Raw genomic sequence first — 14,852 nt, 5'->3', positions numbered from 1 at the left:
AAAGCGAGGCGTCAGAAAGGAAAAAGAATAGTAACTAAGGCAGGGACCAAATTATGAATAACCAGTTAACGAAGCATGGCAAAAAGATCATACACGTTGTTCAGCACCTTGCTCCAGGAGGCTTAGAAACTTTGACGTTAGATTTGTTGCGCCTCGCTAAACCAACAGACCAAGTGTTGATCGTGAGTTTAGAAGGCACAAAACAAGAGTCGATAAACAACTGGCCTAAATTGGAACAGTACAAAAATCAAATCGTCTTCTTAGATAAAGCTCCAGGCGTACAATTCAATATCATCATCAAACTGATTAAAGCATTTAATGGGATTCGACCTGATGTGGTTCATACCCACCACATTGGCCCTCTACTTTATGCAGGCTATGCAGCTCGCATTACCGGAGTTCCAACTCGAATTCATACTGAACATGATGCTTGGCATTTAAAGAATACCAAACGTCGTCGCTTACAAGCACTAGCGCTAAAGGCTGCCCAACCAACATTGGTTGCCGATGCAACACGTGTTTACAATCAACTGCGTTGTGCCTTTTCGTATAAGAACATCATCACAATTAAAAACGGTGTGGATTGTGAGAGGTTCAAACCGATGTCAAAAGCAGACGCGAGAGCAAAGCTCAACCTGCCTACTGACAAACACATCGTAGGTTGTGCTGGGCGTTTAGAGCATGTGAAAGGTCAAGACCAACTGATTAAGGCACTTTCCCTACTTCCGACTAACACCGTTGTCGTATTGGCTGGTGATGGTTCAAAACGCGTTCAACTGGAACAGCTTACTCACCGTTTGAATCTTAGTGATCGTGTGATCTTCCTAGGGCTAGTTGAGGACATGACCTCCTTTTACGGCGCATTAGATACTTTCTGCCTACCTTCTCGTCACGAAGGGTTACCACTTTCAACACTAGAAGCCCAAGCGTGCAATATTCCTACCGTCGCGATGAACGTCGGTGCTGTCGATGAAACCATATGCCCACTCAGTGGCACGCTCGTTCAAAGTGGCAGCGTTGCGGGATTAGCGAGTGCGCTATTAGAAAAACAAAATGAACGCTTTTTGTCACCTCGTCGTTACGTACTCAACAACTTCGACATTGTAAAAATGGTTGCCTCTTATAATGACATCTCAAAAGGAGCTTACGCATGATCGATTGGTTGCTAGCGGGACTTTGCTTATTTTCTGGTGCGTTGATTGTATACCATCACGCAGCCTACCCTCTATTGCTGCGTTGGTACGCTAAAAGCCACCCAGCGCGCCACGTTGAAGAGAGCCATCGTTGTTACAAAGACGAACAACAAGATTGCACACTACCAACCATTACCATTCTTGTTCCGGCATTTAATGAAGAGCAATGGATAGCGGACAAGGTTCGTAACCTTGCATCATTAGATTACCCAAAAAAGAAACTGCAAGTCATTATCGCTTGTGATGGTTGTACTGATAACACGGTGGAGATTGCACAAATGACCATTCAAGAAGCGATGTGCAGTGATATCCACTTTGAGATACATGACCACAAAGTAAATCGAGGTAAAGTCGCGACTCTCAATGACGAAGTGACACAGATTGCCAGTGACATTACAGCACTAAGTGATGTATCAGCCCTTATTTCACTAGATGCATTACTTATTGCAGCTGCTCATTTTGAAAGTGACAAGGTCGGTGTAGTGAATGCAACTTATCAACTGTGCCCAACAAGAAACGAAGGAGAGAACACTTACTGGCAGTATCAAACCGCAGTTAAAGAGTCAGAGGCTTCATTAGGCTCTAGCTTAGGGTCTCACGGCGCATTCTACTTGTTCAGAACACACCTGTTTAAACCGCTTCCTCTAAACACCATCAACGATGACTTCATACTGCCTATGCAAATTGTCAAACAAGGTTACATCGCTGAATACGAAACCCAAATGGTGGCATTAGAGTTAGAAGAATCAAACCTAGAAACAGACTTCAAAAGAAGACTCCGTATCTCAGCTGGCAACATGCAACAAGCGATTCGATTATTTGGCTTATTTAGCCCTAAATTCAAAGGTATCGCATTTGCCTTCTTCTCAGGGAAAGGGCTGCGCCTACTGACCCCATATCTAATGATTGTGTGCTTAGTGTGCTCAATCTTACTTAGCCACTACCTGGTATTTAAGGGATTACTGTTGGCACAAATTTCTGTTTACACCATTGGCGTACTTGGCTGCATATTGCCAAAACGTTTAGTGAACAAACCTATTTCATTAATCTCATACTTGATTGTTGGACACTACGCCAACTTCATTGGTGGCATTCGTTACCTAGTCGGGCTAGAAAATTCACCTTGGACACGAGCGAATCATTGAGGACTTATTATGATGAACATTGAACAGCTATCTAACCAAAAGCTATACCAATACAAAATCTCAAGAGCTAAACGTACGTTCGATTTCGTAAGTGCTCTGTTAGCTCTAATTTTATTGGCGCCTGTATTTCCTCTAATTGCGATGGCGATTGCACTCACGTCTCGTGGTCCTATTTTCTACCGCCAACTTCGCGTTGGTAAATCAACACCACAGAAAATGGAACTATTTGAAATCATGAAGTTCCGTAGCATGTACGAAGACGCAGAAACTCGCTCAGGTGCAGTTTGGGCAACCGCGAATGACCCACGAATCACACCGGTTGGTCGATTCTTGAGAAAGACTCGTCTCGATGAACTTCCACAACTGTTTAATGTATTAAAAGGTGAAATGTCTCTTATTGGTCCACGCCCTGAGCGCCCTACTTTTTACACCAAACTAGAGAACGAAATCCCTTACTTTGCGGACCGCACTTATGGCGTAATGCCCGGTATTACAGGGCTTGCACAAGTGAACCAAGGTTATGACACCTGCATCGATGATGTACGTCGTAAAGTAGGTTTTGATCACAGCTACGCACTGAGTCTATGTTCTATGAAATCTTGGATTGCCGCTGACCTCGCCATCATTTCTAAAACTATCATCGTAATGGTCGACGGACGAGGCCGCTAAAAAATATGGTCTAAGGTGAAATTACAATCAATCTCGTCCAAGGTGATAAATAGAGCAGTCTGTCGCCTGTGATAAATAGAGCAGTCTGTCCACTGTGAACAAAAAGCCAGCTTTGATAATGAATTATCGGCCGGCTTTTCTCTGTTTGATAACAAGCCAACTAAAAGAACGCTTCGATTTTAAAATCCAATTGATATACGATGCCAACATACTGTTCTAAAAACGATTAAATGCCGTTGTTATGAAAATCGAAGATCTTAAGCTGTTCACCACCGTTGTCGAGCTAGGTAGTTTCACTGCTGCAGCCAATGCTCTTGACCTTCCGCGAGCTAACGTTAGCCGTAGAATTAACGACCTTGAGAAGTCTCTCGGCATTCAATTATTCTTTAGAACGACTCGAAGCCTTTCCTTAACTAAAGCTGGCGAGCTCTATTACAAAGAACTGCTCAATGCATTAAGAGCACTCGACAAAGCAAACCATATTGCTTCCAACCTATCAGAAGTTGCACACGGACAAGTGAAAATAGGCCTGCTGCCTGAAACCAGCGACATCATGCAATCAACTCTATTTAAATTTCAAGATATGTACCCTAAGGTTGAGCTAGATATTCGCAATATTAGCAACGGTTTTGTCGACATGTACCGCCAAGGATTAGACCTGGCCATGCATGGCGGCACATTGAGTGACGCTAACGTAGTTGCACGTAAAGTCATGGATCTCCAACGTATTTTTGTCGCTAGTCCTGAATTTTTAGAGAAAGAAGGCAAGCCTTCAAGCTTAAGAGAACTCGCCAATTACCCATTTGTTTGCTTTAGATGGCCAAGTGGTGACATCGACAAGCGATGGGACATCAAAGATCACATCATCAAGGTCGAACCTTCTGTGGTGAGTGACAGCATAGGCTTCGTAATCGGCGGTGTAACACGTCACAGAGGTATAGCATTACTGCCAGAACTCTTGGTACGACAACAACTCAAAGGTGGGGCCTTAATCAACCTATTCCCTAACGAGGAGCTTCAAAAAGAAGAAGCATGGCTACTCTACCCTCAACGCAAAGCGTTAAGTCACTCCGCTCAACTTTTGATTGATTTTCTATTACAAGAGCTTCCAAATCTATAGCTATTGTAATGAATATTATGACAGTGTTTCGCGAATAGACTAGATTATCTAAACCTAACTGAAAGATAGAATTACTCCATAAATTGACAGGAGTAATCCATGAAGCCTATTTCTCAACGTTCGTCTATCTTTGAACAGACACCTATCCTTAAACATACGGTCATCGCACTAAGCCTGATCCCTCTTTTTGGCTGTAATGACTCTGAGGCGACGCTCCCTCAGAAGCAAACGCGACCAATTCAAGTTATTCAACTTGAGCCTCTTTCTCATCAGATCGAAAAATCCTTCACGGGTAAATTGCAATCATCAGAAACAGCAGGAGTGGCGTTTCGCGTACCTGGTACTATTCAAAATGTGATGGTCTCGATTGGCGATCCAGTAAAGAAAGGCCAGCCGTTGGCACAACTCGACCCGCATGATTACCAAGTGGCGTTGGAAGAGTTACAAGCTCGTTCTCTTGAAGCAAAATCTGCACACAAGCTGGCTAAGACTGAGCTCGCTCGAGTGAAACAAGCGATTGATGACAACGCGATTGCCGATGTTAATCTGGATCGTGCTATCAGCGGCTATGAAAGAAGTGAAGCCGCGGTTAAAGTGGTTGAACAAAACATACGCCGCGCAAAAGATTCGATTCGTTATACACAACTGCTCGCCCCTTTTGACGGCGTGGTAGCTGCATCTAACTTCGAACAGTTCGAACAAGTCCTGCCGGGTATTTCAGTTTTCACCATCCACAACCCCGATCAACTTGAAGTTAAAATCCAAGTCCCAGAAAACCTAATTCATAAATTCCAACCGAATCAGACCGCTGGTATCAACTGGTACGGCTCAGAGGAAAAATTGATTGGGTACGCGACTGAAATTGCAACGTCACCTCATCCTATTAAGCAAACCTACGCGGTTACTTACCATCTAGAGTCAGGCGACAAATCTGTGTTGCCGGGCAAAGCCGTAACACTCACGACTCAACTTGGCGAACCAACCAATAATTTCTGCTTACCGTATTCAGCGATCGTGAATCCATCGGGTATCGAGCAAGTGTTCACTATTCAAAATGAACAAGCTCATGGCGTAACTGTGGACGTGGTTTCGATGTCCCAAAATACCGTATGCGTTGAATCAACGCTCAACGATGGCGATTTCGTCGTGGTGAGTGGTGCTCAGTACGTCATGGAAGGCCAACACTTCTCCGATATTCAAGTTAAGAGTCTGTAGGTAAATCATGATGAATCTAGCTGATTTTGCGATCAAACAACGCACCTTCATCCTGTTTTTCACTGCATTGAGTGTTATCGCAGGCCTGTTTTCTTACTTTGATCTTGGCAAGCTCGAAGATCCAAGCTTTACCATCAAAACGGCCGTCGTAGTAACGCTCTACCCCGGTGCTTCTGCGGAAGAAGTGGAACAGCAAGTTACTGATACCGTCGAAACTAAACTGCAAGAGATGGGATCATTAAACCGACTTCGTTCACTCTCTCGCCCTGGCATGTCGATGGTGTTTGTCGACCTCAAAGAGTCTCTTAATTCAAAAGCACTTCCTCAAGAGTGGGACTTATTGCGTCGCAAAATATCTGATATGAAGCTATTACTGCCTTCGACTGCACAGATCAGTGTCGTACAAGACGAGTTTTCTGAAGTCTACGGCATGCTTTTCTCTATCCACAGTAAGGATGCTTCTCCTGCTGAACTAAGACGTTACGCAGAAGAGTTGCAACGTCGAATTAAAACCGTCGATGGTATTAAGAAGATCGAATTACACGGTGTTCAACCACACGTTGTTCATATCGACATCCCAGATGAAAGGTTGGCGCAATACGGCCTATCCATCACACAAGTTTGGTCGCAGCTGAATACTCAAAACATGGCCTTTGATGCCGGTAAGTTTTCAGCAGGAACTGAGCGAATCCGAGTTCAACAGTCGAGTGAGTTTGGTTCATTAGACGACATCAAAAATCTGATGATCAAAGGCGGTGTGAGTGAATTAGGCACCAGCTTAATCCGCTTAGGCGATATTGCAGACGTCACAATGGGCTACCAAGAGCCAATGATGACAGAGAACCGCTTCAACGGCGTGCCTGCAGTCACATTAGCGATGAGCCCAGTCACCGGCGTCAACGTGGTATCACTTGGCGATGAAATCAATCAGATCGTCAGCGATTTTCAATCGACCCTGCCGTTAGGTGTTGATATTGCAACAGTTGCTAACCAGCCGGAAGAAGTTCAGAAATCGATCGACAACTTCGTAAGCAACTTGCTAGAAAGTGTCGCGATTGTATTCATCGTCCTATCGATATTCATGGGACTAAAAAGCGCAACCATTGTCGGCTCAAGCTTGTTGCTGACTATCTTGCTGACGCTTATCTACATGAACATCGCGTCAATTGATTTACACCGAGTTTCGCTAGGTACCTTCATTCTTTCGCTTGGCATGTTGGTGGATAACGCCATTGTCATCACCGATATGATGATTGTGAAAATCAACAAAGGCGTCGACCGAACCAAAGCTGCAATTGATTCTGTTAAAGAGACCGCTACACCACTCTTTGGCGCGACAGTTATCGCTATCATGGGTGCGAGCCCTGTTATCTTTTCAAAAACCGATGCCGCTGAGTTCGCAAGCTCAGTATTCCTAATTATCGCCTCTTCACTGTTGTTGTCATGGTTTGTCGCAATGACCTTTACAGCTTTGATGTGTTGGTTCTTCATCAAGCCAACTAAGCAAGCTGACAATACCAAAGTGAGCTTATACCGTAAGAGCGTAAACTGGACGGTAGATAACCCACTCAAAGCACTGACGGGGCTTATTCCGCTGATCTTGGTCACTGCATTGGCTATCCCGAATATTGCCGTTAACTTTATTCCACAAGCCGACAGACCCATTCTGTTCTTAGATTACTGGCTGCCCAATGGCGCCAAGGTTGAACAGACCTCAGAAGACATGAAGCGTATCGAACAATGGTTGTTAGAGCAGCCGGAAGTCGAGAGTATTTCATCTTACATTGGTGCTGGCGCTCCTCGTTTCTCAGTGACGATTGAACCAGAGCCGTTTGACTCTGCTTACGGTCAGATCTTGATTAACGCGACCGATTTCCCTTCACTCAGCCCCTTGATTGCGCGTGGCGACAAATGGTTAATGGAAGAGTTTCCAAACGCCGATCCTCGCTTTAGAAGCTTAAAGCTTGCGACTTCGGATAAATTCAGTGTCGAAGCGCGTTTTTCAGGCCCAGATATCGAGGTACTGCACGGCTTATCTGAACAAGCGAAAGCTATCTTTGCTCGACACCCAGACACCAAGTACGTGCGTGACGACTGGCGTCAAAAGAGCAAAGTGCTAGAACCCGTCATCAACCAAGACAAGATGCGCCTTGCGGGTATTAACCGTGCCGACATTGCATTCGCGATGAAACGCGCGTCAGAAGGCATGCCGCTAGGTCGTATGAACTTAAACGACGAACTGGTGACGATTCAACTGCGTGGTACAGAAAGCTCTATTCAATCGCTAGAAACTTTGCCGGTACGTTCTTTATTGGGCATCCACAGCGTTCCACTAGGTCAAGTCATTGACGGGTTTGAGCTTACAAGCGAAGAGACCATGATTTGGCGTCGTGACCGAGTAAAAACCATCACTGCGCAAGCTGGCGTTGGTCGTTACACAACTCCTGCAGCGGTAAGAAACTCCGTTAAAGAACAAATAGAATCCATTCACCTTCCACACGGTTACCACTTGGAATGGGGTGGCGAATATTACGACGAGCATAAAGCGGTCAGCGATATTCTTAAACAGCTACCTAAAGCGATGTTGTTGATGATGATTATCTTAGTGGCGATGTTTAACGGCTTCAAACAGCCAGTGATCATCTTCACCACCCTACCGCTTGCGGCGACGGGTGCAACATTCAGCTTATTGCTGTTGGATAAACCATTCGGTTTCATGGCGCTTATCGGCGCGGTAACCTTGACCGGTATGATCATCAAGAACGGCATCGTGTTGATGGACCAGATCGAGCTTGAACGTAAAGACGGTCGCTCACTGTCAGACGCAATTAAAGAAGCCACCGTGAACCGCACAATGGCGATTTCGATGGGTGCACTCACCACGGCACTTGGCATGATCCCGTTACTAAGTGACCTACTGTTTGACCAGATGGCAGCAACCATTATCGGTGGCTTGGCTGCGGCAACCGTGTTGTCTCTGTTTGTAATGCCAGCCCTGTACAAGCTTTTCTATCGAACTGAAGAGAGAACGTCAGTTTCAGAAGCCATTAAAGATGCTGTAGTTGTACTCGATGCAACGCCTCAATCTGCACATAACGGTACTCCATCCTCATTCAACAAGGAGCAATAAATATGTATCCATTAACAAAGTTTAAAATGGCTCCTATTGCTCTCGCCTTGTTGTTGACAGGCTGTGCAGTTGGCCCTGATTACGATGGCCCGCAAACCACCATGGCAGAAACATTCTTGTATAGCCAAGATAATGAAAGCCACAGTGAGACAGACCAGCAACACAATCATTGGTGGGCACAGTTCAATGATCCAACGCTCAATCAATTAGTGGCCGATGTTCAAAACCAGAACATCCCACTTAAACTGGCCGCAGAGCGAATCAACATGGCGAACTCATACAAAAGCGTGGTTGAATCATTCAAAGTCCCAACCATCAATGTCGGCGGCGGTTATTACAACTACCAACTGAGTGAGAACGACTCCCTACTCGGCCCAGTATTTGGCGCCTCTGATGCGGTTGAATCAGCAACGGGGATGTCGTTGCTGGAAGCGCAACACGATGGCGGGTTCTTAGGTGCTAGCATCGCCTGGGAAATGGACTTGTTTGGACGTATCGATAAGCAATCCAACGCGGCGACGATTCGAGTTGAACAAGCCGAGATATTCCAATCCGGTTTGAACACCTTGATCACTGCCGATGTCATTCACAACTACCTGCAATATCGTGGCGCTCAAGAGCGAAAAGCGATCGCACTAGAGAACATTTCCGACCAAAAGCAGACTTTAGAACTGGTCACCAAAGTGGTTCGTAGCGGCTATGGCTCGGAGTTAGATCTTGCTCAAGCCAAAGCCATGCTTGCCGCGACTGAATCCATTGTTCCTCAACTTGAAATCGCAGAGCAAGTTCACAAACAACGTATGGCAGTGTTGTTAGGCGAATCACTTACGAGCGTGAACCAACGTTTAGCGGGTGAATTTACGTTACCGAGAATGAACGATGTTATTCCGACAGGCTTACCTTCTGACTTGTTAGAACAGCGCCCAGACATCCGAATTGCAGAACGAGAAATGGCAGCCATTAACGAAGAACTCGGCGCAAGCATAGCTAATCGCTATCCAAAATTCTTTCTAACGGGTACGCCAGGAGTGACTGCCGGAAGTTTTGATGATCTGTTCAGTAGCGACTCATTCGGCTGGGCGGCCTCTGCTGGCATAAGTTGGAATGTGTTCGATGGTGGACGAGGTGAAGCCATAGTTGAAATGAACGAAGCAAGGTTCCGCTCTGCAGCGCTTAACTACCAACACTCGGTAGATAGCGCCTTTTCAGAAGTCGATTCAAGCTTGTTTGCCTATGGTCGTAGCCAAGAAAACCAAAAGCGCATCGATGAAGCTACCCTTGCCGTCGATAACGCAGTGAGTAAAGCAAAGTCGCTATACAAAGCGGGCCTAGTCGATTACTTGTCGGTGTTAGACGCACAAAGACAACAAAAAGCGATGCAAGATCGCCAAGTGGCCGCCAAGCTTCAAACCGCCAATACCACGATTGCAGTGTATAAAGCGTTAGGTGGCGATTGGAAAGTCGCTAATGAAACACAGAGTGTCGAATTAGCCCACGTTAACTAATCTTTCTGTTCTCAGCTGAACGATGCAATAAGCCTAATAAAAATACCGCCGATATCGTCGGCGGTATTTTTGTTACTGAAAGTCGCTGTGGCAATTGTGCACCCATGTTTAACGGATACGTACCTTTCCTATTGGGTTTAAACGACTAAATCGGTATTTAGGGTAATAGACCCAAAACAGTTCTTCGTTCTTAGAGTCTTGAGCTATCAATAACTCAACCTCGCCAGAGTTAATAACAATACGTACTTTACTTTTTGACAAAGGTTTCGTTCTATTCATCGCTACGTAGTTATTACTTCTCAAAGAATCTAACAATTTAGATTCCTCAAACTCCTCATGAGCCTCCACAACGAAACTCGACACGCTCAGCTCTTCAGCGAGGATCTTTCGGATTTGATACTTCTGAGAGAGAAACAGAACGATACTGATTGCTGCGACTCCACTTAATAGAATCAACGCTTTTATATTTTTACGCCAGACCCCAACAAAAAGAGCTGAAAGTAAGCTTACAATAAAAACTAAGGAGGTAACCGTAAACCAAATATCTAAATAATCGCCCATAATTACCCTATTCACCTCAACCTAGTTTAAGTACCCCTGTTCATGTCTTCCATGACGAAAGTGAACTATTTACGCGACAACCAGTGACTAGGAATTAGATGCATCGTTGCTGTCTGTATCTACGGTTTTGATCAGAGGACCTGCGCACTCGACAAAATCACCGATATCAAAAGTATCTGGCGCATCCGCTCCCCCCGTCACACCAAAACTGCCTTTCACCGTTGGATCCTTCTCAGTCTTATCTACGTCTAAAATGATCTCTACTTTATACGTGTGACCGTCAGGAAGAAGTTTGGCACAATCTTCCAGTGTTGAAGCGGTAGCACTCATGCTGAAACCGAATAAACACATCGCAAGTACACTACTTTTCATTTTCAACATCATAAAACCTCTCGAATACTATAGATACATCATACCAATAACCGGCTCATCTTCACGGGAACTACCATAAAACGTCTAAAAACATAATGTTGGTTATCTATGAACGCTATTTTGGCGCTTCTGACTCTGTAAAATTGGTTTTAAAAGTGAAGGCATACGGTGTATCACCGATTTCTCTGAGGTGTTCAAGTCGCTCTATTGCTTCTTCGAGTGTGGGAATATGGTCTTCTTCAATCCACCAAAGCACATAAGTATCTTCAGGTAAACGATGAAACCAGTCCCCCTTTCGGCGCATGAAATCACGATGATGCGTGCGGAACATGAAGTTCTTTAACGAATCCACAGAGTCCCACACCGACATGTTCACAATCATATTAGGATCATCGAAAGCTTGGATGTTGGTGGCGTCGCCAGATTCATCTTTCAGACGCCAAACGAACCCTTCACTGCTTTCTGCAATTCCATTGACCAACTCTAAGTTATCGACAAACTCTTTGATTTCTGGCGCATCTAACGGGTATTTTGCCAGAGCGATATTTAACTGAGCTAATTTCATAACGTTTCTTCCTTGATAAATTATGAGTAAATTTTCCTAGCAAGCCGACTGATTCTTATAAAACTAAAGAACAGCCACGCCTTCAACTTCAATCACTGAGTTCACATTAGCGCGTTCGATTATCTTGAGCAGCGTCGTTTGGATTAGCTCATTATCTCGGATTTCGGTTTCACAAGAAAAACGTTCTTCTTGCACACCATCGCTCTCACCCAGCATAAATTGAACTGCGACTTCCGTTGCGAGATCTTTGGTCGTTCCGTAATACGCTAAAGTGATTTTTGGATATCCGTTGTCGCCTTTTTTAACCTGCTTTGCGATACGTTTTTTAGCTTTATCTAAATTCATACAACTTCCTTTTAAGGCTGAAACTAAAATGAACAAACGTCTGATATTTATTAGCTTTACTATAAAGCATTACCACATTCACGACATGATTTAATGGATGACAATCCACTTTTTCTTCCGTTAGTTTTTCCACAAGAACCACAAAATTTCAAAGAGTAGACATTGTAAATAGACATTAAAGTAACCAGCGGAATCCAGACCAACAATTCTGGCCCATTACCACCAGAGCAATAGATAAAACCAATCGAAAAGATACCGAACATAACAGACTGCAAAGTCCACAATGTTTGTTTGTACTTTGCATCTTTGATAATAAAAAATGTAAAAAGGCCGATTAAACTACTGATAACCCCATAAACCGCAAATCCTATAAAGGCTTCTTGTTGATTCATAACTTTCCCTGTCCACATACCACTTTACGGTCCGAGCAACGTCACTAACCTAAACCATAAGACGTTAAACACTAACCTACATTAAACGAGAAGTGCCAAGCCTTGTAAATCAGTGGCAGGCGTACTTTTTAAATTCTAACCACATTCAGCTAAGCAGCTGACAACACGTAAGACTTACGCGCCAAGAAGCGGTAGATGCTTCCGTTGCTGATAAGTTAAGGCTAGCTCTAAGCACTGCTTGATTGGTCCATTGAACCTCCGATCCACTTGTTGCGATATTAAGGAGCTGCTAACTCAAACTATGTTTGACTACATACCTTATTGAGCTTCCTGTTGAACCCAAATAATATTTTCATTTGAAGTTGGAACCTCAAACCAAGACCAAAACAAATCTAACATTGCAGGTGTCATTTCATAAGACTTACCATTCAATTCCGAGTTGCGGCTAAATGCTCTTTGCTTACAAGTCTCAAACGGAACATCAAGGTAGTGAACTTCGCTGTCCACACCTAGGTTTGATGCCCAGCTTGTAAAAGAATCCCGGTCTGATTTACGCCAAAAACCGAAGTCAAAAATCACCGGAACACCCAAGGAAAACAGCTGCATTGTAGAGTCTTTGAATAACCCTTGTAGCGTAGCTAGCCGGCTATCAAAAACCTCACGCTCCATATGCTCGCCATACAAAGGAATCATCCACTCATCAATCGAGAAACGAAAGGCGCCATACTTTTCTGCAAGCGCTTTAGAGTAAGTCGTCTTACCCGAGCCAATAAAGCCACACACGAAATAGATTTTTGTCATGATTCCTCTTTTGCTTCTAGGTAGAGTTGCCGTGTAAAAGCGCTGACACCAAGCTTAAGCACTAACATAAGCTTAGGATGCCAAGTGTCATAATTCATTCTTAAAAGCGTTCTTACTCGGAACTTCTCGTGCATAGTGTCATCATTGTTTCAGACACAGACTGTCCTTCTATAAGATAACAACCTGGGACATCTCCAATCACTTCGAAACCACATTTCAAATACAAATTTTTTGCAGGAAGATTATTCGAGAGAACATTGAGATCTAACCAATCGACACTTGGGCTTTCGTTACAAAACTCAGTCACGCGCTTAATCAGTTCTACACCCAACCCTTGCTTTCTTAGACTTGAATCAACACCCATGCCGAGAAGCACACGATGAAACTTATACTCTTCACCGTAATGACGTAGGTCTACATGACCAAACACTCGTTCCTTAGAGTCTTTGATTACCCATAGCTTTCTCCAGCCATTTTCACCAAGGCTTGCCTCAAAACCATTTCGAAACTTGTCTTTAAATTGTTCTGAAACTACACAATTCTCTTTAGAGATCGGTTGGAAAAGTGGAGAATCATCATCCGCATTTTCAAGAAGCTGCGCTCCTATATACTCGAAGAAAGACTCTAGATCAGACCGACTTGCTTCCACTATTCTCACGCAGTCTCCTTTTTACGCATGATTATCTCTTTTAGAACGGTACCAATACTGCTAACTACAAACGTAAAAGCAGACACCACAATTGACCCATAAAAATCAAACGCACCGTCTGTCATAAAAAAGTACTGATAGATCGCAAAACCAGATCCAATACTTACAGCTAACTGCATATTTCTGAATATTAGTTGTTTCATGTTTATTTCCTCGCAGCAAACAACCGAGTAAGTAACGCGACCCTCTACCTAAACTAAAAACACTTAAACTGAAATCAAGCGTTGAGCACCGTTTTAATTGCTTCGTTATGTTAGTACTCTCGACATGATGACAATATCTATTAATTCATCTTCGACGAGTACAGCTTTACGCTTTGTACCTTCGATTTCAAAACCAAAGGATTTGTACAACGCCAGTGCCGCTTTGTTGTTAGCGTGAACTTCTAGTTCAAGGCGAGCTAAATCGAGTTCATTCTCACAATAAGATAACAAGTGCCCCATTAAGAAACGACCAACACCTTTACCTCGTGACGCTTTGGCAACAACAATACCAAAAGACGCTGAATGCTTGAGCCTTGGTTTTTCAGTCGTGATAATAGCCAAGTGCCCAAACACTTCTCCACCGGTTTCAACAGCCACGAAATTGTGCTGGCTACCATTGAACATTAAGTCGAATTCTTCCCGTTTTATATCGGGTGAATAGCGATTGTTGTTAACTACTTCCTTCTCAATATAAATATCATACAAGGCTGATAAATCAGCTGGACTCATTGCTCTAACTTTCATAAACCACCAGAATTATAAACAGAATAAACGCCCTACCAGATAACGAACAACGTGACCAACGCACTCAAACTTACCACCCAAAAAAACTGCCAAGCGTTAGAAGTCCATTTGAGCAATTTGTTAGGTAACGACTTCTGCTTCTGCCCGGTAGTTTTCCAACTTACTACGAACCAAGTTTGATAAGTTCAAATACCGGTCAGCTCCATTCTTTGGTGGTTTCTCTGGTCTCTCAAATGAAGAAGGGTCTTTCAGTTCTTCACTTTCCCAGAATTGATCGCCAGTTGAATCAAATGGGGTACCATTACGTAACTCGTTTGAGTAATGAAAGCCAACTTGTTCTCCACGCAAGAACACCTTCCATAGCACTAGCTTTCCACCAAAATAGTCGTTAATTATTAGTGA

At 43.9% G+C, this 14,852-nt stretch carries 17 protein-coding genes and 1 pseudogene; 7 read left to right on the top strand and 11 right to left on the bottom strand.

The window, feature by feature from the left end; translation table 11 throughout:
• The first annotated feature begins 53 nt into the window (after window positions 1-53).
• The 7 genes from QQ041_RS13595 (at window position 54) to QQ041_RS13565 (ending at window position 9,977) form a co-directional block, all read left to right on the top strand.
• Window positions 54-1,154: a glycosyltransferase gene (locus QQ041_RS13595; protein WP_285954209.1), complete on the top strand. Its 1,101-nt coding sequence runs from the start codon at window positions 54-56 to the stop codon at window positions 1,152-1,154.
• Complete coding sequence (locus tag QQ041_RS13590) at window positions 1,151-2,338, top strand: glycosyltransferase family 2 protein (protein WP_285954208.1); 1,188 nt, start codon at window positions 1,151-1,153, stop codon at window positions 2,336-2,338. The genes QQ041_RS13595 and QQ041_RS13590 overlap by 4 nt, the downstream gene beginning before the upstream one ends.
• 9 nt (window positions 2,339-2,347) lie before the next feature.
• Window positions 2,348-3,007, top strand: coding sequence for a sugar transferase (locus QQ041_RS13585; protein WP_060982013.1), 660 nt, complete (start codon window positions 2,348-2,350; stop codon window positions 3,005-3,007).
• A 241-nt stretch (window positions 3,008-3,248) separates the two neighbouring features.
• A complete protein-coding gene (locus QQ041_RS13580) occupies window positions 3,249-4,127 on the top strand; it encodes a LysR family transcriptional regulator (protein ID WP_285954207.1) in 879 nt (292 codons plus the stop codon).
• Window positions 4,128-4,226: 99 nt separating this feature from the next.
• Window positions 4,227-5,342 carry an efflux RND transporter periplasmic adaptor subunit gene (locus QQ041_RS13575; RefSeq protein ID WP_285954206.1) on the top strand — a complete coding sequence of 372 codons (1,116 nt, stop codon included), beginning with the start codon at window positions 4,227-4,229 and terminating at the stop codon, window positions 5,340-5,342.
• 10 nt (window positions 5,343-5,352) lie between these two features.
• Window positions 5,353-8,472 (top strand): efflux RND transporter permease subunit, encoded by a 3,120-nt coding sequence (locus QQ041_RS13570; RefSeq protein WP_285954232.1) that lies wholly within the window; start codon window positions 5,353-5,355, stop codon window positions 8,470-8,472.
• Window positions 8,473-8,474: 2 nt separating this feature from the next.
• Window positions 8,475-9,977 (top strand): efflux transporter outer membrane subunit, encoded by a 1,503-nt coding sequence (locus tag QQ041_RS13565; protein ID WP_285954205.1) that lies wholly within the window; start codon window positions 8,475-8,477, stop codon window positions 9,975-9,977.
• A 108-nt stretch (window positions 9,978-10,085) separates the two neighbouring features.
• Here the strand turns inward: QQ041_RS13565 and QQ041_RS13560 are convergent, their stop codons facing one another.
• The 11 genes and pseudogenes from QQ041_RS13560 to QQ041_RS13510 form a co-directional block, all read right to left on the bottom strand.
• Window positions 10,086-10,538 (bottom strand): hypothetical protein, encoded by a 453-nt coding sequence (locus QQ041_RS13560; RefSeq protein ID WP_285954204.1) that lies wholly within the window; start codon window positions 10,536-10,538, stop codon window positions 10,086-10,088.
• Between the two features lie 87 nt (window positions 10,539-10,625).
• Window positions 10,626-10,922 carry a hypothetical protein gene (locus tag QQ041_RS13555; RefSeq protein ID WP_353057837.1) on the bottom strand — a complete coding sequence of 99 codons (297 nt, stop codon included), beginning with the start codon at window positions 10,920-10,922 and terminating at the stop codon, window positions 10,626-10,628.
• A 103-nt stretch (window positions 10,923-11,025) separates the two neighbouring features.
• The gene (locus tag QQ041_RS13550) at window positions 11,026-11,475 is read right to left on the bottom strand and encodes a DUF3291 domain-containing protein (RefSeq protein WP_017080506.1); all 450 of its coding nucleotides are present in this window, start codon (window positions 11,473-11,475) and stop codon (window positions 11,026-11,028) included.
• A gap of 63 nt (window positions 11,476-11,538) precedes the next feature.
• On the bottom strand, window positions 11,539-11,820 hold the full coding sequence (locus tag QQ041_RS13545; protein ID WP_017077829.1) for a hypothetical protein: 282 nt from the start codon (window positions 11,818-11,820) through the stop codon (window positions 11,539-11,541).
• A 59-nt stretch (window positions 11,821-11,879) separates the two neighbouring features.
• A complete protein-coding gene (locus QQ041_RS13540) occupies window positions 11,880-12,212 on the bottom strand; it encodes a hypothetical protein (RefSeq protein WP_285954202.1) in 333 nt (110 codons plus the stop codon).
• Window positions 12,213-12,386: 174 nt separating this feature from the next.
• Window positions 12,387-12,455: pseudogene (locus QQ041_RS13535) on the bottom strand (DUF1801 domain-containing protein); the annotation flags it as partial.
• 75 nt (window positions 12,456-12,530) lie between these two features.
• The gene (locus QQ041_RS13530; protein WP_285954201.1) at window positions 12,531-13,013 is read right to left on the bottom strand and encodes an ATP-binding protein; all 483 of its coding nucleotides are present in this window, start codon (window positions 13,011-13,013) and stop codon (window positions 12,531-12,533) included.
• A gap of 112 nt (window positions 13,014-13,125) precedes the next feature.
• Window positions 13,126-13,671: a GNAT family N-acetyltransferase gene (locus QQ041_RS13525; RefSeq protein ID WP_285954200.1), complete on the bottom strand. Its 546-nt coding sequence runs from the start codon at window positions 13,669-13,671 to the stop codon at window positions 13,126-13,128.
• Window positions 13,668-13,865 (bottom strand): hypothetical protein, encoded by a 198-nt coding sequence (locus QQ041_RS13520; RefSeq protein WP_285954199.1) that lies wholly within the window; start codon window positions 13,863-13,865, stop codon window positions 13,668-13,670. Before QQ041_RS13520 ends, QQ041_RS13525 begins: the two co-directional genes overlap by 4 nt.
• Window positions 13,866-13,970: 105 nt before the next feature.
• Window positions 13,971-14,450: a GNAT family N-acetyltransferase gene (locus QQ041_RS13515; RefSeq protein ID WP_253656744.1), complete on the bottom strand. Its 480-nt coding sequence runs from the start codon at window positions 14,448-14,450 to the stop codon at window positions 13,971-13,973.
• Between the two features lie 120 nt (window positions 14,451-14,570).
• On the bottom strand, window positions 14,571-14,798 hold the full coding sequence (locus tag QQ041_RS13510) for a hypothetical protein (protein WP_285954198.1): 228 nt from the start codon (window positions 14,796-14,798) through the stop codon (window positions 14,571-14,573).
• Window positions 14,799-14,852 lie beyond the last annotated feature (54 nt).

This window comes from Vibrio sp. TMPB1044 (genome assembly GCF_030442075.1).
In the GTDB taxonomy this organism is placed as follows: Bacteria; Pseudomonadota; Gammaproteobacteria; order Enterobacterales; family Vibrionaceae; genus Vibrio; species Vibrio satsumensis.
This window is presented reverse-complemented; position numbering and strand designations above follow the sequence as displayed.